Raw genomic sequence first — 16287 nt, 5'->3', positions numbered from 1 at the left:
TTTCCGCTTTTTTCTCATCTTTATCTTTCTACCGCTAACCCTGCAACTACATGCTCAATGACTTGATTCATAACATCTGGAAATATATCTGCGCCAATCTTTTCTTTATGCAGCCGTATCATCATAATTGCCTTAATCACACCAACGATCACATTCGGGTCCTCTTCGCGCAGAACACCGCGCTGCATAAGCATGACAACCGCCTGCATTCCTTTTTCAACATCTTCTTGAGCGGTCTCCTGTCTCAGATGAGGAGGGAGTTTCCGGACAATGCGTTCATATTCACCTTCCTGAAACATAAGCTGCAGGAATGGATTTTCATCGACTAGCTGAAGTGATTTTTTGAAAAAAGAGGTAAGCAGTTCTTTCGGGGAAAGATCCTCTCGGAGAAGTTCTCCTAGCACTTGCTCTCTGATTTTCTCTTCGTGCCGCAAAATTACATAATACAATTCTTCTTTTGACGAAAAAAACTTATAAAATGATCCTTTTGCAATTCCGCAGGCGAGGACAATGTCATCAATGCTTGTTTTTGCAAGCCCGTACTTACTGAACAGTTCTTTTCCCTTGGTTAATAAGCACTGGTGGATTTGTGCTTTCTCTGCTTCGGTGAATTTAGGCATAGAATACTCCTACGAAAAAAATATGACTTTTTATAGACGTATAGTCATATAATATTTATACTAATTTTAACAAGCAAGCGAATGAAAGTAAAGAATTGGGCTGTGGACCTCACAGTCTTTTCTTTTGTCAATTACATGACTATAAAAATAAAATTAGTCATATAAAAAGAAATGATTACTTCCAAAACAAAGGAGAAGGAGTAAAGAACATGAAAATCGGCCTGGTACGACATTTTAAAGTAACAAAAGGATTTCCGGAAAAAATGTGGCTAACAAAACAAGAGCTTGTTCAATGGTTCAAAGAATATGACGAAGCGGAGATCGAAGAAGGGGAAGTGAATCTGAGTGATGTTGAATGGACGGCCTGTTTTTCCAGTGATATGCCGAGAGCGGCGCAAACAGCGACAAAAATTTATGCTGGCCCGATCGCTGTCACCAGTCAGCTGCGTGAAATTCCGCTGCCTGATTTCAAGTCGAATGTGAAGCTTCCCTTTCTTGTCTGGGCGATTCTAATACGCATGTCGCAGCTCATCAATCCGAAAACAAAAAAAGACATTGCAGAGGCTAAAAAGCGAATCCGAATTGTTCTTGACGAGGCCATGCAAGAAGGGGACGGAAATGTTCTGATCGTCAGCCATGCGGCACTTATGATGTATATGAGGAAAGAGCTTATGAAGCGAGGATTTATAGGAGAGTCCTTTAAAACCCCTGAAAACGGCAAACTATATGTATTCGAAAAATAACAGATGATATAAAGGACTCCGCTGTTGCAAAAAAATGCTGTATTTCGGCTTTTATGTTTTGATTTTCCCTGATGGACTTCAGGTAGAGGTAGAAAAATAAGCTTCATATAGCAGAGGAATGGCTGCTTTTATTTCTTCTTCTGTCAAGGTAGCAAAGCCGAGCACGATCATGGGAGAGGAACGTTGGCTTTTTTGGTCCGCATAATAAATCGAGGCAGGATATACTTTGATCCCTTTTTGTGCGGCACTGCTCAACAGTTCCTCTTCCGACATCCCATTGTTCACACGCAGCAAAATATGCAGCCCTGAATCCTGGCCGATGATCTCCGTATTTTCCGGAAAGAAGCGGAGAAGAGAAGAAACGAGCGTGTCTCTTTTTTTTCGGTACAAAATCCGCATCTTATTGACATGCTTGTCCCAGTAGCCGTTCACCATAAATTTTCGCAAGATCTCTTGATCCAGACGGGAAACAGTCTGGGTATACAGAGCATGAGATTGACGATAGCGTTCCAAAAGCGGCATCGGCAGCACCATATAACTTACGCGTAAAGAAGGCATCAACGCCTTGGAAAATGTACTGATATAGATGACTTTCCCTTCTGTATCCAATCCTTGAAGAGACGGGATAGGTTTTCCCGTATAGCGAAATTCACTATCATAATCATCCTCAATAATATAGCGCCCTTCCTTTTGGGCAGCCCAGCGCAGCAGCTGCATTCTTCTTGAGATCGGCATTACCATACCGCAGGGAAACTGATGGGAAGGGGTAACATACACAACATCGGCACTGCTTTGCTCGAGATGGGAAACAGCAATTCCGTTCTCATCCAAAGGAATAGGAGTAAGCGAGACTCCGTTCCTTTCCAGAATAACCCGAACTCGATGGTATCCCGGATCTTCCATGGCGAACTCTTTATTCGCGACTAGCTGGCAGAGCAGAGTAAGGAGGTACTGCGTTCCTGATCCAAGCAGAATTTGTTCGGGAGAACAGCGAACTCCTCTTGATTGATACAAATAGCGAGCAATTTCAGTGCGTAGTGACAGCTCTCCCTGCGCATGTCCAATAAGCAGAAACGGGGCATTCTCCGGCTGGACAATCTCGTTGATCAGCTTTCGATATACAGCGTACGGAAAGTGATGTACGTCAACACCGATATGATTAAAATCAAACTGATACACTTTCTCAGGCTTCATATCTGGTTTGGTTATATGTTCGATCGTGTCTTGCTCGCTGTATAGCACATTTTGTTGTACGTTACAGACAAAAAAGCCTGCACGAGAGACTGATTCGATATAGCCTTCCGCCACAAGCTGATGATAGGCTGCTTCTACGGTATTTTGCCCCAGCTTCAAATAAGAAGCCAGCTTTCGTTTGGAAGGCAGCTTCGTTCCACTGCTGATATTGCCGACTTTAATTTCTTTTTTTATGTATTCATACAGCTGCACATAAAGCGGTGTCTGGCTTTTACTATTCAGTACGGGTGTAAGTTCTATCATACTAAATACCTCCGTCATACAATCTGACCTCATTAGATTTTATAATTCTGACTCTTCTTTACATGTCAGAGAGGGACTATAATACGTTTTACTGACACTAGTGAAACGAGAATAATTCATATTATGTATAGTATCAGATTTGAGTACGGAGGGAGAACAAGATGAATCAACTAAAAGACAAAAAAAACATCGGTCTGCTTATGATCGTCGCCAGCATGGTATTGTGGGGATTGTCTGGACCCGTGATTGAGTGGTTATTTATGCATACAAAAATTCAACCAGTTGAGCTGTTAACATTACGCCTGATCACTGCAGGTCTGTTTATTTTGCTGTACCTCGGATTGAAGGGAGAAGACATCTGGAGCATCTGGAAGCAGCCCCGGCAGTTTATTCCCTTGCTTGCCTTTGGCCTGCTCGGTATGCTCGGAGCGCAGTATGCCTTCATCGTTACACTTGATGTAAGCAATGCTGTAACGGCAACGCTGTTTCAGTTTCTCGGCCCGGTTTTGATTACGATTTATGCAGTGGTTCAGCAGAAAAAACTACCCACTAAAATACAGGCTACCGCTGTGTGTGCTGCGTTAGTCGGTGTCTATTTTCTTGTGACAAACGGAGCGCCAGACCGCATCCTCTTATCTTCTGAGGGGATTTTCTGGGGCGCAATGACGGCGATCGGATTTGCTTATTACACGGTATGTCCTACACAAATGATTAAAGAATGGGGGGCGTCGGTTATTGTAGGCTGGGGCATGCTCATTGGCGGAGTTGGCATCAGTATCATTAATCCCGCCTTACTAAAAGATGGTACATTACTGCTAGTAGGGACAAAAATGATGATTCTGGTAGCCATCGTTGTTGTAATGGGAATCCTCGCCTTTTTGCTTTACATCGGGAGCTTGCGTTATGTAGCACCGAGCAAGGCAGGACTTTTATCAAGCATTGAGCCGCTCGTCACGTTTATTGCTGCAATCGGATGGCTGAAGCAGTCCTTCGGCATTTATCAGATCATCGGGGGGATCTGCATTGTAGCGACGGTGATCCTGCTGGCGAGAGAAGAAGAGGAGCAGCCTGAGTTCCATCTGGAGACTAGCAACATAAATTAGCTTCACACTGTCGGCTAAAAGCGACCTCCTGGACGCATACTAACACAAAAAAACAGGGGGAACGCTATGTATCGTTTATATTCGCATAACGACCTTGATGGAGTAGGATGCGGGATCATTGCCAAAATCGCTTTCGGAGAAAATGTAGAAATCCGCTACAACTCCGTAGCTGGACTGGATTTTCAGGTTGAACGTTTTTTAGCAAAAGGACGGAAGGAAGATTGTCTGTTTATTACTGATCTTTCCGTGAACGAACAGAATGAACAGCGGCTTGATGAGCATGTCAAAAAAGGCGGCAGAGTGCAACTGATTGATCACCATAAAACAGCGCTTCATTTTAATCGATATGACTGGGGGCTCGTTCAAGTTGAATACGAAGACGGACGCCTGGCCTCCGCTACGTCCCTGTTTTACGAATATTTGACGCAGCACAAACTGATCGAACCTTCTCAGACATTGAATGAATTTGTCGAACTGGTTCGCCAGTATGACACATGGGAATGGGACAGAAATGAAAATACGAAAGCCAAGCGTTTGAATGACCTTTTCTTTATGATTTCAATTGATGAATTCGAAGAGCGAATGATCCAAAAAATCGCTGTGGGCGGGCCCTTTAGCTTCGATGAATTTGAGCAAAAAATACTCGACATGGAAGACAGTAAAATCGAACGATATATGCGCAGAAAGCGAAGAGAGCTGGTTCAAACTTTTATCGGGGACTACTGCGCTGGTATTGTGCATGCGGAATCGTATCACTCCGAACTGGGAAATGAATTAGGGAAAGATAACACTCATCTCGATTATATCGCGATCATTAACGTAGGCGGGAAGAAAATCAGCCTCCGCACCATTCATGATGATGTGGATGTATCGACAGTCGCTCAGCAGTTTGGCGGTGGCGGTCATGCGAAGGCGTCAGGCTGTTCCTTGACAGAGGAAGCTTATCAACTGTATGTGGCTGAACCATTCCAGATTGAGCCGATGAGGGCAGATGCCTTTAAAAATGTTCATAACTGCAAAGGGTCCAGACATGGCTCTTTATATGAGAACAGGCAGGAGGATACGTTTTTCATTTATCCGCTTGGAGAAGATAAATGGGTTATAGAGGAAAATGGGACAAAAAGGTCTAAGCCGTTCTTATCCTTTGAAGAGGCGGAACGATTTGTCAAACGAAATCACGCTGCCTGGCTTGTTCGGGATGAAGTGTTTATTGCCTATTTAAAGGAACACAACCTGCTCACAAAGGCTGTGCCGACTGAACAAGACGATGAAAGTTCCGCTTTCATTCTGTCGGTTTACAATGGATACGAAGGGGAAAGCACAATCCTGCCGCACTAAATCACAAAACGAAAAAGGGCAGAATCAACTAGTTCTGTCCTTTTTGCTTCAAAATAAATTGTTTGATGAGATGATTTAATTCCACATGCTTTTTTGTTGGAATCTGGTGTTTTACGTTCGGGATCAGGACAAATTTGCTATGAGCGACATTGTCATGAATCAGTCTTCCATATGAGTGAAAAGGTGTATCATCTTCTCCGTATACGAGCAGGAGAGGAAAAGGGATGGTTCGCAGCTGATCCGTACAGTTATACGTTAGGCTGTATCGATAATATTGTTCCGCATTTCTTTTATCCGCTTTTTTGGCATCTTTAAGTAATTCCCGAAACGTTTCCATTGTGTCAGCGTTGCTCCAGGAAATGGAGCAGGCTAGCGCAGGAATTGCTCCGGCACCGGCAAGGGCAACAGCGAGGGAAATCAGATTTCGTAATCGTCGGTTGTTTACTTCTGATATCCCGCCAACAAGAATTCCGCCTTGAGACCGTTCAGGAGCTGTTAGCAAAAACTCAAGAGCGATCGACCCACCTGTTGAATAGCCGCATATGAATGCCTTTTCGATGTGAAGATGATTCATAATTCCCTTAATATCTTCGACAATAAGCGGATACGTAATTGTCTGCACAGAGGGCTGGCTTTTTCCATGCCCGCGTATATCAAACACAATCACGGTAAAATATTTTGCTAATTCATCGAGCTGATAGCGGAAATTGGCGCTGCTAAGTACAGGGGGATGAATCAAAATAAGTGGAGTTCCGTTCCCTCTTATTTCATAGTGCAGGGAAACCCCATTCACTTCTACATATGCCATAACCAGATCCTCCTAATCCAATACGTGTTCGTAGTTTGGCGGAGAAAGAAGTATCTTATGCAAGATAGGATCGCGATGAGGATATTATGTTGGAACGTGTAGGTAAACCCTTTGATATATAAGGGGGGGGTTCTGTATTACGTGGGCCGTTGAATCGAAAATAACTCGCCAAGTTTAGCATAAGTATCTCCAGCTAGACGGCTCACAGGTTTTACTTTATCTGTAAAGACATATCCTTTCTCCTGATCATATAAATCGTCAGCGATATGATAACAAACGATTCGGCCGATAAGTAAATCGGTAGTGATTGTGCTGTCCCCCCCATTAAAGGTGAGGTGCTTCTCGAGTATACACTCAAAACGAATAGGGGCCTCCTTAATACCAGGCACAGAAATATGTATACTATCAATAGTGTGTAGTTGTGTCAAAGCAAGTTCGCTTTCATCTGGATTTAAGGGAGCGGCGGTTTTGTTGATTTCTTCTATCATATGTTCCGTACTTATATGTACAACAAACTCTCTTCGCTCGACAGCATTCCTAGCAGTATCCTTCATGATTCCATTCGCTCTTTGTACAGAAATAGATAAAAGCGGAGGATTGCTGCTAATGATAGTAAAATAACTAAATGGAGCCGCATTAATACTATTATTAACGGTGGAAAGAGTGGTCACAAAAGCGATTGGGCGTGGGATGATCGTCCCGGTTAATAGTTTATAGTTTTCTTTAGACGATAGTTGTTCTGGACGAATACTTATCATATGTGTTCACCTTCTTTAGTTAAGTTGTTTTTATTATATCTTAACAGACTTATATAAATCGTACTTGAGGAATCGACATTGGTTTATGGAGTGAGGTAAGAAAAAGGATAAAACCGAATTAAAGGTAGGTTATGATAGCTTGCGTTTATCAAAATTTAATATTTAGGTTCTTTTTCAAATTACAAAGAGAGGGTGAGAACCATTAAGGTTGATAAAAAATTAGATAAACATATCAATATAAAAGTTAATAATCGCAAAGTGAAAATTCTCAAGTACAAGAGAAGTAGCTATTTTGACGATTATAAAAATCAAGAGATATTTATCATCGAGTTAATAACGAAAATATACAATGAAGTTTTGGATAATAAGGCTGTAAAAATAGAACTCGATGAAAAAGAAGTTTTAAATGCTGAATGGGCAACGTGTTTTAGACAGCCAGGTTTATATAGATTCACTTATAAGATAATTGATAAAAATATCGCTGAGTGAATCAAACAGGGAATGCTAAGAAAATCACATTCCCTATTATTTTGATGAAAAATCAACATTAAAATTTAACAGAGCCTTGCTTTTAAAAATAATCAAATCCAAACGATCTATGCCGTAGCAAATCCTGATAAACTACGACATGTATAATAATGTTTTGCCCCCATTCAAGCTCCACCATAGATACCGTCTACGAAACCCTTGAGAGATCAAGGGTTTTTTATAGTTTTCGAAAGTACTGCCAATGCTTAATTAAAAAAATCATTTTAGGTGATACTAAGTAAACATTGTGGTGAAGGTAAATATAGGGGAGGAAAATGTGTGTCAAACACAAACATAACCAGAAAGTTGACTTTAGTATCCCTAGTTTTAATGATCTTTACTTCTGTTTATGGATTCAACAACATTCCAAGATCATTTTATAAGATGGGTTATGCTGCTATTCCTTGGTTCATATTTTCAGCCATAGCCTTCTTCGTTCCTTTTGCATTAATGGTCGCTGAATATGGTTCCGCCTTTAAAGAGGAAAAGGGTGGGATCTATTCTTGGATGGAAAAATCCATCGGTCCCAAATTTGCATTTATAGGAACGTTTATGTGGTATTTTTCTTATATCACTTGGATGGTTAATGTCGCATCTGGTATGTGGGTTCCGGTGTCAAATGCGATCTTTGGACAAGATACAACACAAAGCTGGACTATATTTAATCTTCGAGGACCTCAGGTTTTGGGGGTTTTAGGAATTGTATGGATTCTTATCGTCACCTACACATCAACAAAGGGCCTAGATAAGATTAAGAAAGTAACCTCTTTAGGTGGTACTGCGATCTTGTTATTGAATGTATTTCTTTGGGTGGGTGCAATAGCAGTACTTGTAGGCAATCATGGACATTTGGCACAGCCGATTACAGGATTGCATTCATTTACGCAAACACCAAATCCTAAATATGCAGGAGATCTTATTGCTTCGTTAGCGTTTATTGTATATGCTCTTTTTGCTTATGGCGGACTTGAAGCAGTGGGCGGTTTAGTGGATGTAACAGAAAATCCAGAAAAAACGTTTCCAAAGGGAATTCTTTTATCTGCAGCAGTAATCTCTGTTGGGTATTCATTAGGAATACTATTAATTGGGATATTCACAAACTGGGCATCTGTAATGGGGATTGCAAATGTTAATCTAGGAAACGCAAGTTATATAGTTATGGCCAATTTAGGCTACTCACTAGGCACTGCTTTTGGAGCAAGTGATGCTACAGCTGCAGCCCTGGGACATGGGGCTGCAAGATTTGTTGGACTTTCAATGTTCCTAGCATTGTCCGGTGCGTTCTTTACCTTAATGTTTTCACCGCTAAAGCAAATGATTGAAGGAACACCTAAAAGATTGTGGCCCGGAAAAATTGGAGAAACAAAGAATGGTCTGCCTGTTCATGCGATGTGGATTCAAGCTACTATAGTTAGTGTAATGATCGCATTAATCGCTTTCGGTGGAAGCACAATGGCCGCATTCTTCAACATACTCGTTTCGATGACTAACGTGGCTATGACAATACCGTATGTATTTATAGCACTTGCATTCCCGTATTTTAAGAAAAAAGTGGAAATCAATAAGCCGTTTATCGTATATAAAACGCAATTGAGCGCAAATGTTTGGACATGGATCGTTGTTCTAACAGTTGGATTTGCAAATTTCTTTAGTATCATACAGCCAGCTTTAGAAGGGGATATGCAAACAACCATTTGGAGTGTGGCTGGACCCGTTATTTTCTCCATTGTTGCATGGTTAATGTATAGCAAATATGAAAAAAAGGAAATATGTTAGCTTAAAACACACACCCGTCCTTCATTTTGATGAAACCGGCATGCGTGTAGAAGGAAAACGACAGTGGCTTTATGTCGCCAGTACATCACAGGCTACGGCGTATCTGATTCATCCAAGTCGAGGGAAAAAAGCGATGGAAACGATGAAGATCCGTCCTCGTTTTCAAGGAACGGCGGTCCATGATGCTTGGTCGCCTTACTTCTTTTGGGCAAGGAAGTAAAGTGTATGACGGAAAGAAAACGGAGAAAGGACGATATATATGGGCGAAGTACATACTCCCGTAGCCTTTGATTTTCATACCCATCACGAACGCTGCGGTCATGCAAAAGAATCGATTCGTGACTATATTGAAGCAGCCATTACTCAAGGTCTCGATATCATTGGAATTGCCGATCATTCTCCTTATTTTTCATACGAGGAAGATCAGGCTTTTCCCCGCATCGCCATGGGCAAAAGTGAGTTACCTATATATGTTGCAGAAGTTTTGCGGTTAAAGGAAGAATATTGCGGGAAGATCGAAGTGCTGCTTGGCATAGAATCTGACTTTTTTCCGGAACATGTAGAGGTGTATCGGCGCTGCTTTACCCCATATCCATTCGATTATATTATTGGCTCCGTTCACAATGTAGATGGGGTGAGTATTTTCAATAAGAAGCGGTGGAACGGACTGACCGAGAAGCAAAAAGTAAACAGCAAAGAAATGTATTATTCGCTGATTGAGCAATCAGCTCGCAGCGGCATGTTTCAAATTCTCGGTCACATTGATGCTATGAAAGGATTTTATCCTGCTTTTTCCGATATTCAGACGGAAGCAGTAGAGAAAACGCTGCAAATTATTGCAGAATGCGATGTGGCGATTGAAGTGAATACATCAGGCAAAACGAAGGCGGTTGGAGGCTGGTATCCTTCTGATGATATTTTAGAGCGGGCGCTATATTACGGCGTAGATGTTACGTTTGGTTCGGATGCGCATGCGCCGGAGCGGGTTGGTGAGGATTTTGAATTAGTCCGCCAAAAGCTCAAGGAAATCGGTTTTACAAAATGGGCGATTTTCCGGCAAAAGAAAAAATTGTTAACTTCGTTATAAAAAAAGATAGATCGGCATACAAAAAATCCCCGCTGTCTACATAGGTAGCGGGGATTCGCTTAAAAAGGCGGTCGTAATGAATACAGCCAGAACAAGTATGCTTTCAACTCGCATCCATCGCAGCACATCAAATTCTGCATCCAAACGCATTCGTTTCGGAATGACGAACCCATTCACAAAGCCGAGACCAAGAACGGGAAAAAACAAAATGTGCTTAAGCAGCAGTGTTTTCTCATATAGGCCATCCAGAGAGAATGGATAGTTTGGTGCGGTGTAGTGCATCAGTACGAGCCCGGCAGCTGTTAACGCAAGCACACAACTGATGGAGAGTGGAGTGTACCAATGCAGGAACGCCCGCCAGTTCGTTGTTCGCCCTTGCGTCAACCAGGCGCCTGTATATAACACACCTGTCCATACACATACGGCTAGAAAATGAAGTATATGCGAGAGCCAGCCACTAACTGGAGCAAGTGACGCCGCATGCCCTGTCCAACTGGTTAATACAATGGGAACCGTAGACCATACGAGTGCCAATCTGGCGGCTGCTGGAGTATGCCTAATGTCTGCGAGCAGCAGGAAAATAATGAGAAACAACAAGGAACCGGTTAGCAGCAGCCATACCTGACCGTGTTTGAAATGTAACAGCACGTTTAGCAGCGCTGTGCCAAAATCGGTCCCAGCTTCCTCAGCAGCGTAGGTAGCCAGTTCCAGAAGCGGCATGAATGAGCTAATGATAAGCAAAAGGGCCGCTCCAGGGAGCCACCCTTTTGGAAGGTGCACAGGTGGACGCTGACTCGGCGGAACCGCGAGCATAAGAAGTCCACCGATAAGTACTGAACAGCCTGTATAAAAGAGCAGATGGCTTAGGATAACCATTAGGCTTTCCTTCTTACAAACAGCCAGATCAAGCTTGCTGCTGCACCGAGCCCAAGGATACCGGCAATCCATAGTACGGGGCTAGAGGAAGTTGCTTCTGCTGATTGTTCCGCTTTTTGCGGAGCCTGAGCTGCCGGAGAAATGGATGCTTTCGGTTGGGTAGCAGATGGTGCGGGAGCAGCCTTCTGTTCTGGAAGCTTGACGGTGAAAGAATACGTACCTTTCATTACATGTCCGTCCTCTCCGATCACGTTCCAGTCTACGGTATAAGAGCCGTTGGAGAGTGGGTGTGCGAGTGTACCGGTTATTGATTTTTCTTCCCGCGTAAGTGTGAGTGGGGTAATAGATTTCCCTGCTTGATCTACTACACGGAATGTGCTCGTATTTTCAATTCGTCCTCCGAATGTTAGCGTCAGTTCACGCATCGCTGTTGTAACTGTAGAACTTGGTGCTGGAGTCGCTGTTTTTAGCTTCGTATGTGCCGATGTAGTGGTTGGGAAGCAAAGCAGCAGTACGAATATAAAGCTAAGCCATTTTTTCATAAGTAGTGTTCCTTTCTCTATGGTGTCTTGGTTAGTATAAGACACAATTGTGTGGAAGTTGTGAAGTGATAGGCTTGCAGGACTGGGCTGTAAACTCGTATCATAGAGACAAGAATTTTACTAGTTTCATAGAAAAGGAGCGACAAGAGTGCAATCATATCATGAACAGCTTGATGGCGTTTTTCCATCGGTATGCTCACTTGACTGCCCGGATATGTGTAGTTTGCATGTTCATAAAGAAGGCGGTCGCATCACGAAAGTAGCGGGTGACCCTAATCATCCGGTAACACAGGGCGCGATTTGTAACAAAGTGCGCCATATGACGGCACGCTTGTATGATCCGAATCGGCTCACACAGCCGCTCAAGCGTGTGGGAGCGAAAGGGGAAGGTTCATTCGTTTCGATTACATGGGAGCAAGCGATTGCGGAGATCACCGGGCGCTGGCAGGAATTAATCGCTGAACATGGTGCGGAAAGCATTCTGCCGTACAGCTTCTATGGCAATATGGGGCTGCTTAGTGCCGAAGGGATGGACCGACGTTTTTTTCACGCGCTTGGTACAAGTCAACTGGACCGGACGATTTGCAGTGTAGCAGGCACAGTTGGTTATACGTATACGATGGGCGGTGCGTATGGCATCAACCCAGAAGATACGGCACAGGCGAAGCTGATCATTATGTGGGGATGCAATGCGGTTAGTACAAACATGCATCAAGTGCTATTTGCAGAAAAAGCACGCAAGAACGGTGCGAAAATCGTCGTAATTGATGTGCACAAAAACCAGACAGGCCGCTGGGCGGACTGGTTTATTCCCGTATTACCAGGAACGGATACAGCGCTTGCGCTTGGCGTTATGCATGTACTGTTTGCAGAACAGCTTGTCGATGAAGCATTTCTGCGCGATTATACAGTCGGATACGACGAACTGCGGGAGCATGTAAAAGCGTATGATCCGGCGACCGTGGCGGCGATTACAGGTGTTCCGGAAGATGACATTGTGAAGCTTGCCCGCTTATATGGGGAGACAACACCGTCTTTTATTCGAATTGGCAATGGACCGCAGCATCATGATAACGGCGGGATGTTCGTGCGTACAATTGCCTGCTTGCCTGCGCTTACCGGACAATGGCAGTATACAGGTGGCGGTGCGATTAAGGGCAACAGTGCCTACAATGCGTTGAATGCTCGTGCTGTTGAACGCCGGGATTTGCTGCGAAAAAAGGTGCGTACGATTAACATGAACCAACTTGGTGAAGCGCTCACTGAGCTGGATCCACCGATTCGTGCGATGTTTGTATACAACAGCAATCCAGTCGTGGTCGCGCCGGATAACAATCGGGTCAAGCAGGGGCTTGCTCGCGAGGATTTGTTCACGGTTGTGCACGATCTGTTTTTAACGGACACCGCCCGGTACGCTGATATTGTGCTTCCGGCGACATCCTCGTATGAAAATCTTGATTTGTATACGTCATATTGGCAGCATGCGATCGCGCTTCAGCAGCCAGTCATTCCACCGTATGGCGAAAGTAAATCAAACGCAGACGTATTCCGCTTACTTGCTAAAGCACTCGGTCTAACTGAGCCTGCGCTATACGAATCAGATGAAGAGATCATTCGCCAGGCGTTAGATTATCCGGCTAATCCGTATTTGGCAGACATCACATACGAGCAACTGCTGGAGAAAACGGTGGTTTCGCTCACGATAACAGATCGACCGCTTCCACCGGGTCGTCTGCGGACGCCGAGCGGTAAGATTGAACTGCGTTCTAGTCGGATGGAGCGTGATGGCTATCCGGCCTTACCAACGTATGTGCCGATTGCGGAGCCGGATACGTATCCGCTATTGTTCATCCCGGCACCAAATCATAATTTCCTGAATTCTACATTTTCCAATAATGAAAAGCATGCCACACTCGAAAAAACTCCACGCCTGTATATGAATGAGGCAGATGCGGCAGAGCGTGGCATCGCGAATGGTGACAAAGTGCGCGTATATAACGACCGGGGGGATTGTGTACTTACGGCAGCAGTCGGTGATACTGTACTGTCTGGTGTTACGGTTACACAGGGGTTATGGGCAGGAGCAGCGGAGGAATCGCGTTTGGCTAATGCACTTACGCCTGACCGCCTCGCAGATATGGGCGGCGGGGCTGTGTTTTTCTCGACACGGGTAGAGGTGGAACGTATATAAATAAGATTTCAGAGAAGTGAGTAGCGGAAGAGGCGGTCTCAAAAGCCAGTACATGGCAGCTGAGACCGCCTGCTTCCTTTATTTTTATGCTACTACAGAAGCCCCAGGCTGCTCGTCAGCTTGGCTAACGCTTTCTCTGCTAACACAGCAAAAAACTGTGCACTGCTCAGTAAGGCGCGTTCGTCGACTGTAAAGGCAGGATGATGCCATTCTTGCGTCCCAGACGTTCCCATAAACACAAAGACACCCGGGATTTTCTCCTGATAAAATGCGAAATCTTCTCCGGCTGGAGATGGAGTAGGTTTTACGACATCTAGCCCTGTTTTTTGAGCTGCCTGAATGGCCAGATTCGTTAATGCTTCGTCATTTTGGACAGGTGGTGGGCCGGCATGCCAGTGCAGACTTACGTTAGCTCCATATGTAGCGGCGACCCCCTCAATTACACGCTTGATATGCCCAGGAATTTGCTGGCGAACTTCTTCCTGGAACGTACGAACCGTACCTTCTAGTGTTACGCTAGGTGGAATGACATTCCATGTACTCCCACCATGAATGCTTGCCACACTTATAACGGCATTATGCAGTGAGCTAATATTCCGACTTACAATCGTCTGCAGAGCCGTAATCAGGTGAGCAGCTGTTACGATCGGATCAATTCCGTTATCGGGAACAGCAGCGTGTGTGCCGACTCCCTCGATATCAATTCTAAATCCATCAACACTTGCCATTAAGGCCCCTGATGTAATGCCAATTGTCCCAACAGGAAGGTCCGGCTTATTATGCATACCGAAAATAGCTTGTATTCCGTCTAATCCCCCCGTTTCAATAACCTGCAGAGCACCTCCTCCGTTCTCTTCTGCGGGCTGAAAAATAAACCGCACTGTACCGCGTAACTCCGCTTGTTTTTGTTTGAGTAAATAAGCGGCACCAAGGATCGAGGCGGTATGGAAATCATGACCGCATGCGTGCATTTTACCCGGGATAGTTGAAGCGAAAGGAAGTCCGCTTTCCTCCTGGATCGGCAGCGCATCAATATCTGCCCGGAGTGCAATGATAGGCCCATCTGTTTCGCCTTGTATTTCTGCGAGTAAGCCTGTTTGTAGCGGAGTATCCAGAATCGTAATGTCGGCTTCTTCTAACCAGGTGCGAATGGCTGCTGTTGTTTCGAATTCCTGATTCGATAACTCGGGATTTTGGTGTAAATGCCGACGAATTGCGATTAATTTTTGTTCGAGAGTAGTCATGTTGTCACCTTCCTTTTAGATTATCAATCAAGTAATAGACACGCCTGAGAATGCTTCTTTTAAGAGTTCGAATGAATGCATTCGTTTTGCAAAATTTCTGACCGGTGTGACGATGATGAATTCCTCAAGATTATATGCTTTTTGCAGTTCAGATAATTTCTGATAAATGGTTTCTTTTGAGCCATGAAGAATCGGAGCTTCTGACAATTCAATTCGGTAGCTCTCCCCGGAACGCTTCCCGTACTCTTCTGCTTTTTCAGCACTTGTAACGTTTAAAACTTTTCCATTAGCCAAGTAAATTTTGATTGTTTTTGATTCAGCTGCCAGTTGTTCGGCTTCTTCATCCGTATCGGCCACAATAACAGAAAGAGCGAGAATGGCCTGTGGCTGGGCTGCTTTTTTGGCAGTGAAATGCTTGTGATACGTTTCGAATGCTTCGAGTGGATTCGAGTCATCTTTGCTGAAAAATTGTGCGTATACGTATGGTAAACCTAGCTTGGCTGCTGCTTCTGCACTCGAAGCGCTTCGTCCGAGATAGTAAATATCGGCGGGCTGTACAGGAAGCGGACTGGCCTGTAAACCATGGAAAGGATGGTCTTCTGGCAAAGTATTAGCGATAAACTGCTCCAGCTCAACTATTTTATCAGCAAGGGATTTTGGCTGGGATGTGTAGTCCTGTTGCAAAGCTTGTGTCGAGAGAGGAAGTCCACCTGGTGCACCACCAACACCAAGATCGACCCGACCCGGAGCAAGTGAAGCGAGAACGTTGAAATTCTCCGCCACTTTATACGGGCTGTAATGCTGGAGCATAACGCCGCCAGAGCCGATCCGGATTCGTTCTGTTTTGGCTAACAAATATGAAACAAGAACTTCAGGAGAGGAACCGGCTACTTTATCAGAGTCGTGATGTTCGGAAACCCAGAAACGATGATAACCCAGTTCTTCTGCCTTTTGAGCGAGTGTAATCGTATGCCCTAACGCTTCTGTTGATGTTTCCCATTCATTCAGAATGCTTTGATCTAAAATGCTTAATTTTATTCCCACAGTAATTCCTCCTTAGGTACTTCATAATTTTGGGATCATTCTAACAGAAAGGTTGCGGAAAAAAAAGAAAAAAATCATATAAAACCTAGTTGACTTGTATGATTAATGCAACTATAATCGGTATCATAAATT

At 44.1% G+C, this 16287-nt stretch carries 16 protein-coding genes; 8 read left to right on the top strand and 8 right to left on the bottom strand.

Annotated features, from left to right (window positions below; genetic code table 11):
• Positions 1 to 20: 20 nt before the first annotated feature.
• On the bottom strand, positions 21 to 620 hold the full coding sequence (locus tag PO771_RS11215) for a TetR/AcrR family transcriptional regulator (protein WP_272559758.1): 600 nt from the start codon (positions 618 to 620) through the stop codon (positions 21 to 23).
• A gap of 209 nt (positions 621 to 829) precedes the next feature.
• Between PO771_RS11215 and PO771_RS11210 the strand changes: the two genes are divergently transcribed.
• Positions 830 to 1363: a histidine phosphatase family protein gene (locus PO771_RS11210; RefSeq protein ID WP_272559757.1), complete on the top strand. Its 534-nt coding sequence runs from the start codon at positions 830 to 832 to the stop codon at positions 1361 to 1363.
• 78 nt (positions 1364 to 1441) lie between these two features.
• On the opposite strand, the gene pdxR is transcribed toward PO771_RS11210, so the two are convergent.
• Positions 1442 to 2860 carry a MocR-like pyridoxine biosynthesis transcription factor PdxR gene (gene pdxR, locus PO771_RS11205; RefSeq protein ID WP_272559756.1) on the bottom strand — a complete coding sequence of 473 codons (1419 nt, stop codon included), beginning with the start codon at positions 2858 to 2860 and terminating at the stop codon, positions 1442 to 1444.
• A gap of 161 nt (positions 2861 to 3021) precedes the next feature.
• Between pdxR and PO771_RS11200 the strand changes: the two genes are divergently transcribed.
• Together PO771_RS11200 and PO771_RS11195 are read left to right on the top strand one after the other, a co-directional pair.
• The gene (locus tag PO771_RS11200) at positions 3022 to 3963 is read left to right on the top strand and encodes a DMT family transporter (protein ID WP_272559755.1); all 942 of its coding nucleotides are present in this window, start codon (positions 3022 to 3024) and stop codon (positions 3961 to 3963) included.
• Positions 3964 to 4029: 66 nt separating this feature from the next.
• Positions 4030 to 5301 carry a DHH family phosphoesterase gene (locus PO771_RS11195; protein WP_272559754.1) on the top strand — a complete coding sequence of 424 codons (1272 nt, stop codon included), beginning with the start codon at positions 4030 to 4032 and terminating at the stop codon, positions 5299 to 5301.
• 28 nt (positions 5302 to 5329) lie between these two features.
• Here PO771_RS11195 and PO771_RS11190 read toward each other — a convergent pair whose 3' ends face one another.
• Entirely contained in the window at positions 5330 to 6109 is a 780-nt protein-coding gene (locus tag PO771_RS11190) for an alpha/beta fold hydrolase (protein WP_272559753.1), read from the bottom strand.
• A 137-nt stretch (positions 6110 to 6246) separates the two neighbouring features.
• A complete protein-coding gene (locus PO771_RS11185) occupies positions 6247 to 6867 on the bottom strand; it encodes a flavin reductase family protein (RefSeq protein ID WP_272559752.1) in 621 nt (206 codons plus the stop codon).
• 192 nt (positions 6868 to 7059) lie between these two features.
• Between PO771_RS11185 and PO771_RS11180 the strand changes: the two genes are divergently transcribed.
• The 4 genes from PO771_RS11180 to PO771_RS11165 all read left to right on the top strand — a co-directional run bounded on the left by PO771_RS11180 (position 7060) and on the right by PO771_RS11165 (position 10258).
• Complete coding sequence (locus PO771_RS11180) at positions 7060 to 7356, top strand: hypothetical protein (protein ID WP_272559751.1); 297 nt, start codon at positions 7060 to 7062, stop codon at positions 7354 to 7356.
• 318 nt (positions 7357 to 7674) lie between these two features.
• A complete protein-coding gene (gene yjeM / locus PO771_RS11175) occupies positions 7675 to 9171 on the top strand; it encodes a glutamate/gamma-aminobutyrate family transporter YjeM (protein WP_272559750.1) in 1497 nt (498 codons plus the stop codon).
• On the top strand, positions 9149 to 9391 hold the full coding sequence (locus PO771_RS11170; RefSeq protein ID WP_422664940.1) for an IS66 family transposase: 243 nt from the start codon (positions 9149 to 9151) through the stop codon (positions 9389 to 9391). Before yjeM ends, PO771_RS11170 begins: the two co-directional genes overlap by 23 nt.
• A 39-nt stretch (positions 9392 to 9430) precedes the next feature.
• Positions 9431 to 10258: a histidinol-phosphatase gene (locus PO771_RS11165; protein ID WP_272559749.1), complete on the top strand. Its 828-nt coding sequence runs from the start codon at positions 9431 to 9433 to the stop codon at positions 10256 to 10258.
• A gap of 36 nt (positions 10259 to 10294) precedes the next feature.
• Here PO771_RS11165 and PO771_RS11160 read toward each other — a convergent pair whose 3' ends face one another.
• Together PO771_RS11160 and PO771_RS11155 are read right to left on the bottom strand one after the other, a co-directional pair.
• Positions 10295 to 11134 (bottom strand): copper resistance D family protein, encoded by an 840-nt coding sequence (locus tag PO771_RS11160; protein ID WP_272559748.1) that lies wholly within the window; start codon positions 11132 to 11134, stop codon positions 10295 to 10297.
• Complete coding sequence (locus PO771_RS11155; protein WP_272559747.1) at positions 11134 to 11676, bottom strand: copper resistance CopC family protein; 543 nt, start codon at positions 11674 to 11676, stop codon at positions 11134 to 11136. Before PO771_RS11155 ends, PO771_RS11160 begins: the two co-directional genes overlap by 1 nt.
• 148 nt (positions 11677 to 11824) lie before the next feature.
• Here PO771_RS11155 and PO771_RS11150 point away from each other — a divergent pair, with 148 nt between their 5' ends.
• Positions 11825 to 13867, top strand: coding sequence for a molybdopterin-containing oxidoreductase family protein (locus tag PO771_RS11150; protein ID WP_272559746.1), 2043 nt, complete (start codon positions 11825 to 11827; stop codon positions 13865 to 13867).
• A 92-nt stretch (positions 13868 to 13959) separates the two neighbouring features.
• On the opposite strand, the gene PO771_RS11145 is transcribed toward PO771_RS11150, so the two are convergent.
• Both PO771_RS11145 and PO771_RS11140 read right to left on the bottom strand, forming a co-directional pair.
• Entirely contained in the window at positions 13960 to 15111 is a 1152-nt protein-coding gene (locus PO771_RS11145) for a M20 peptidase aminoacylase family protein (protein ID WP_272559745.1), read from the bottom strand.
• A gap of 27 nt (positions 15112 to 15138) precedes the next feature.
• On the bottom strand, positions 15139 to 16155 hold the full coding sequence (locus tag PO771_RS11140; protein ID WP_272559744.1) for an LLM class flavin-dependent oxidoreductase: 1017 nt from the start codon (positions 16153 to 16155) through the stop codon (positions 15139 to 15141).
• Positions 16156 to 16287 lie beyond the last annotated feature (132 nt).

It is taken from the genome of Aneurinibacillus uraniidurans (assembly GCF_028471905.1).
In the GTDB taxonomy this organism is placed as follows: Bacteria; Bacillota; Bacilli; order Aneurinibacillales; family Aneurinibacillaceae; genus Aneurinibacillus; species Aneurinibacillus uraniidurans.
The sequence above is the reverse complement of the archived record's forward strand: the minus strand, read 5'-3'. Positions and strand labels throughout refer to the sequence as shown.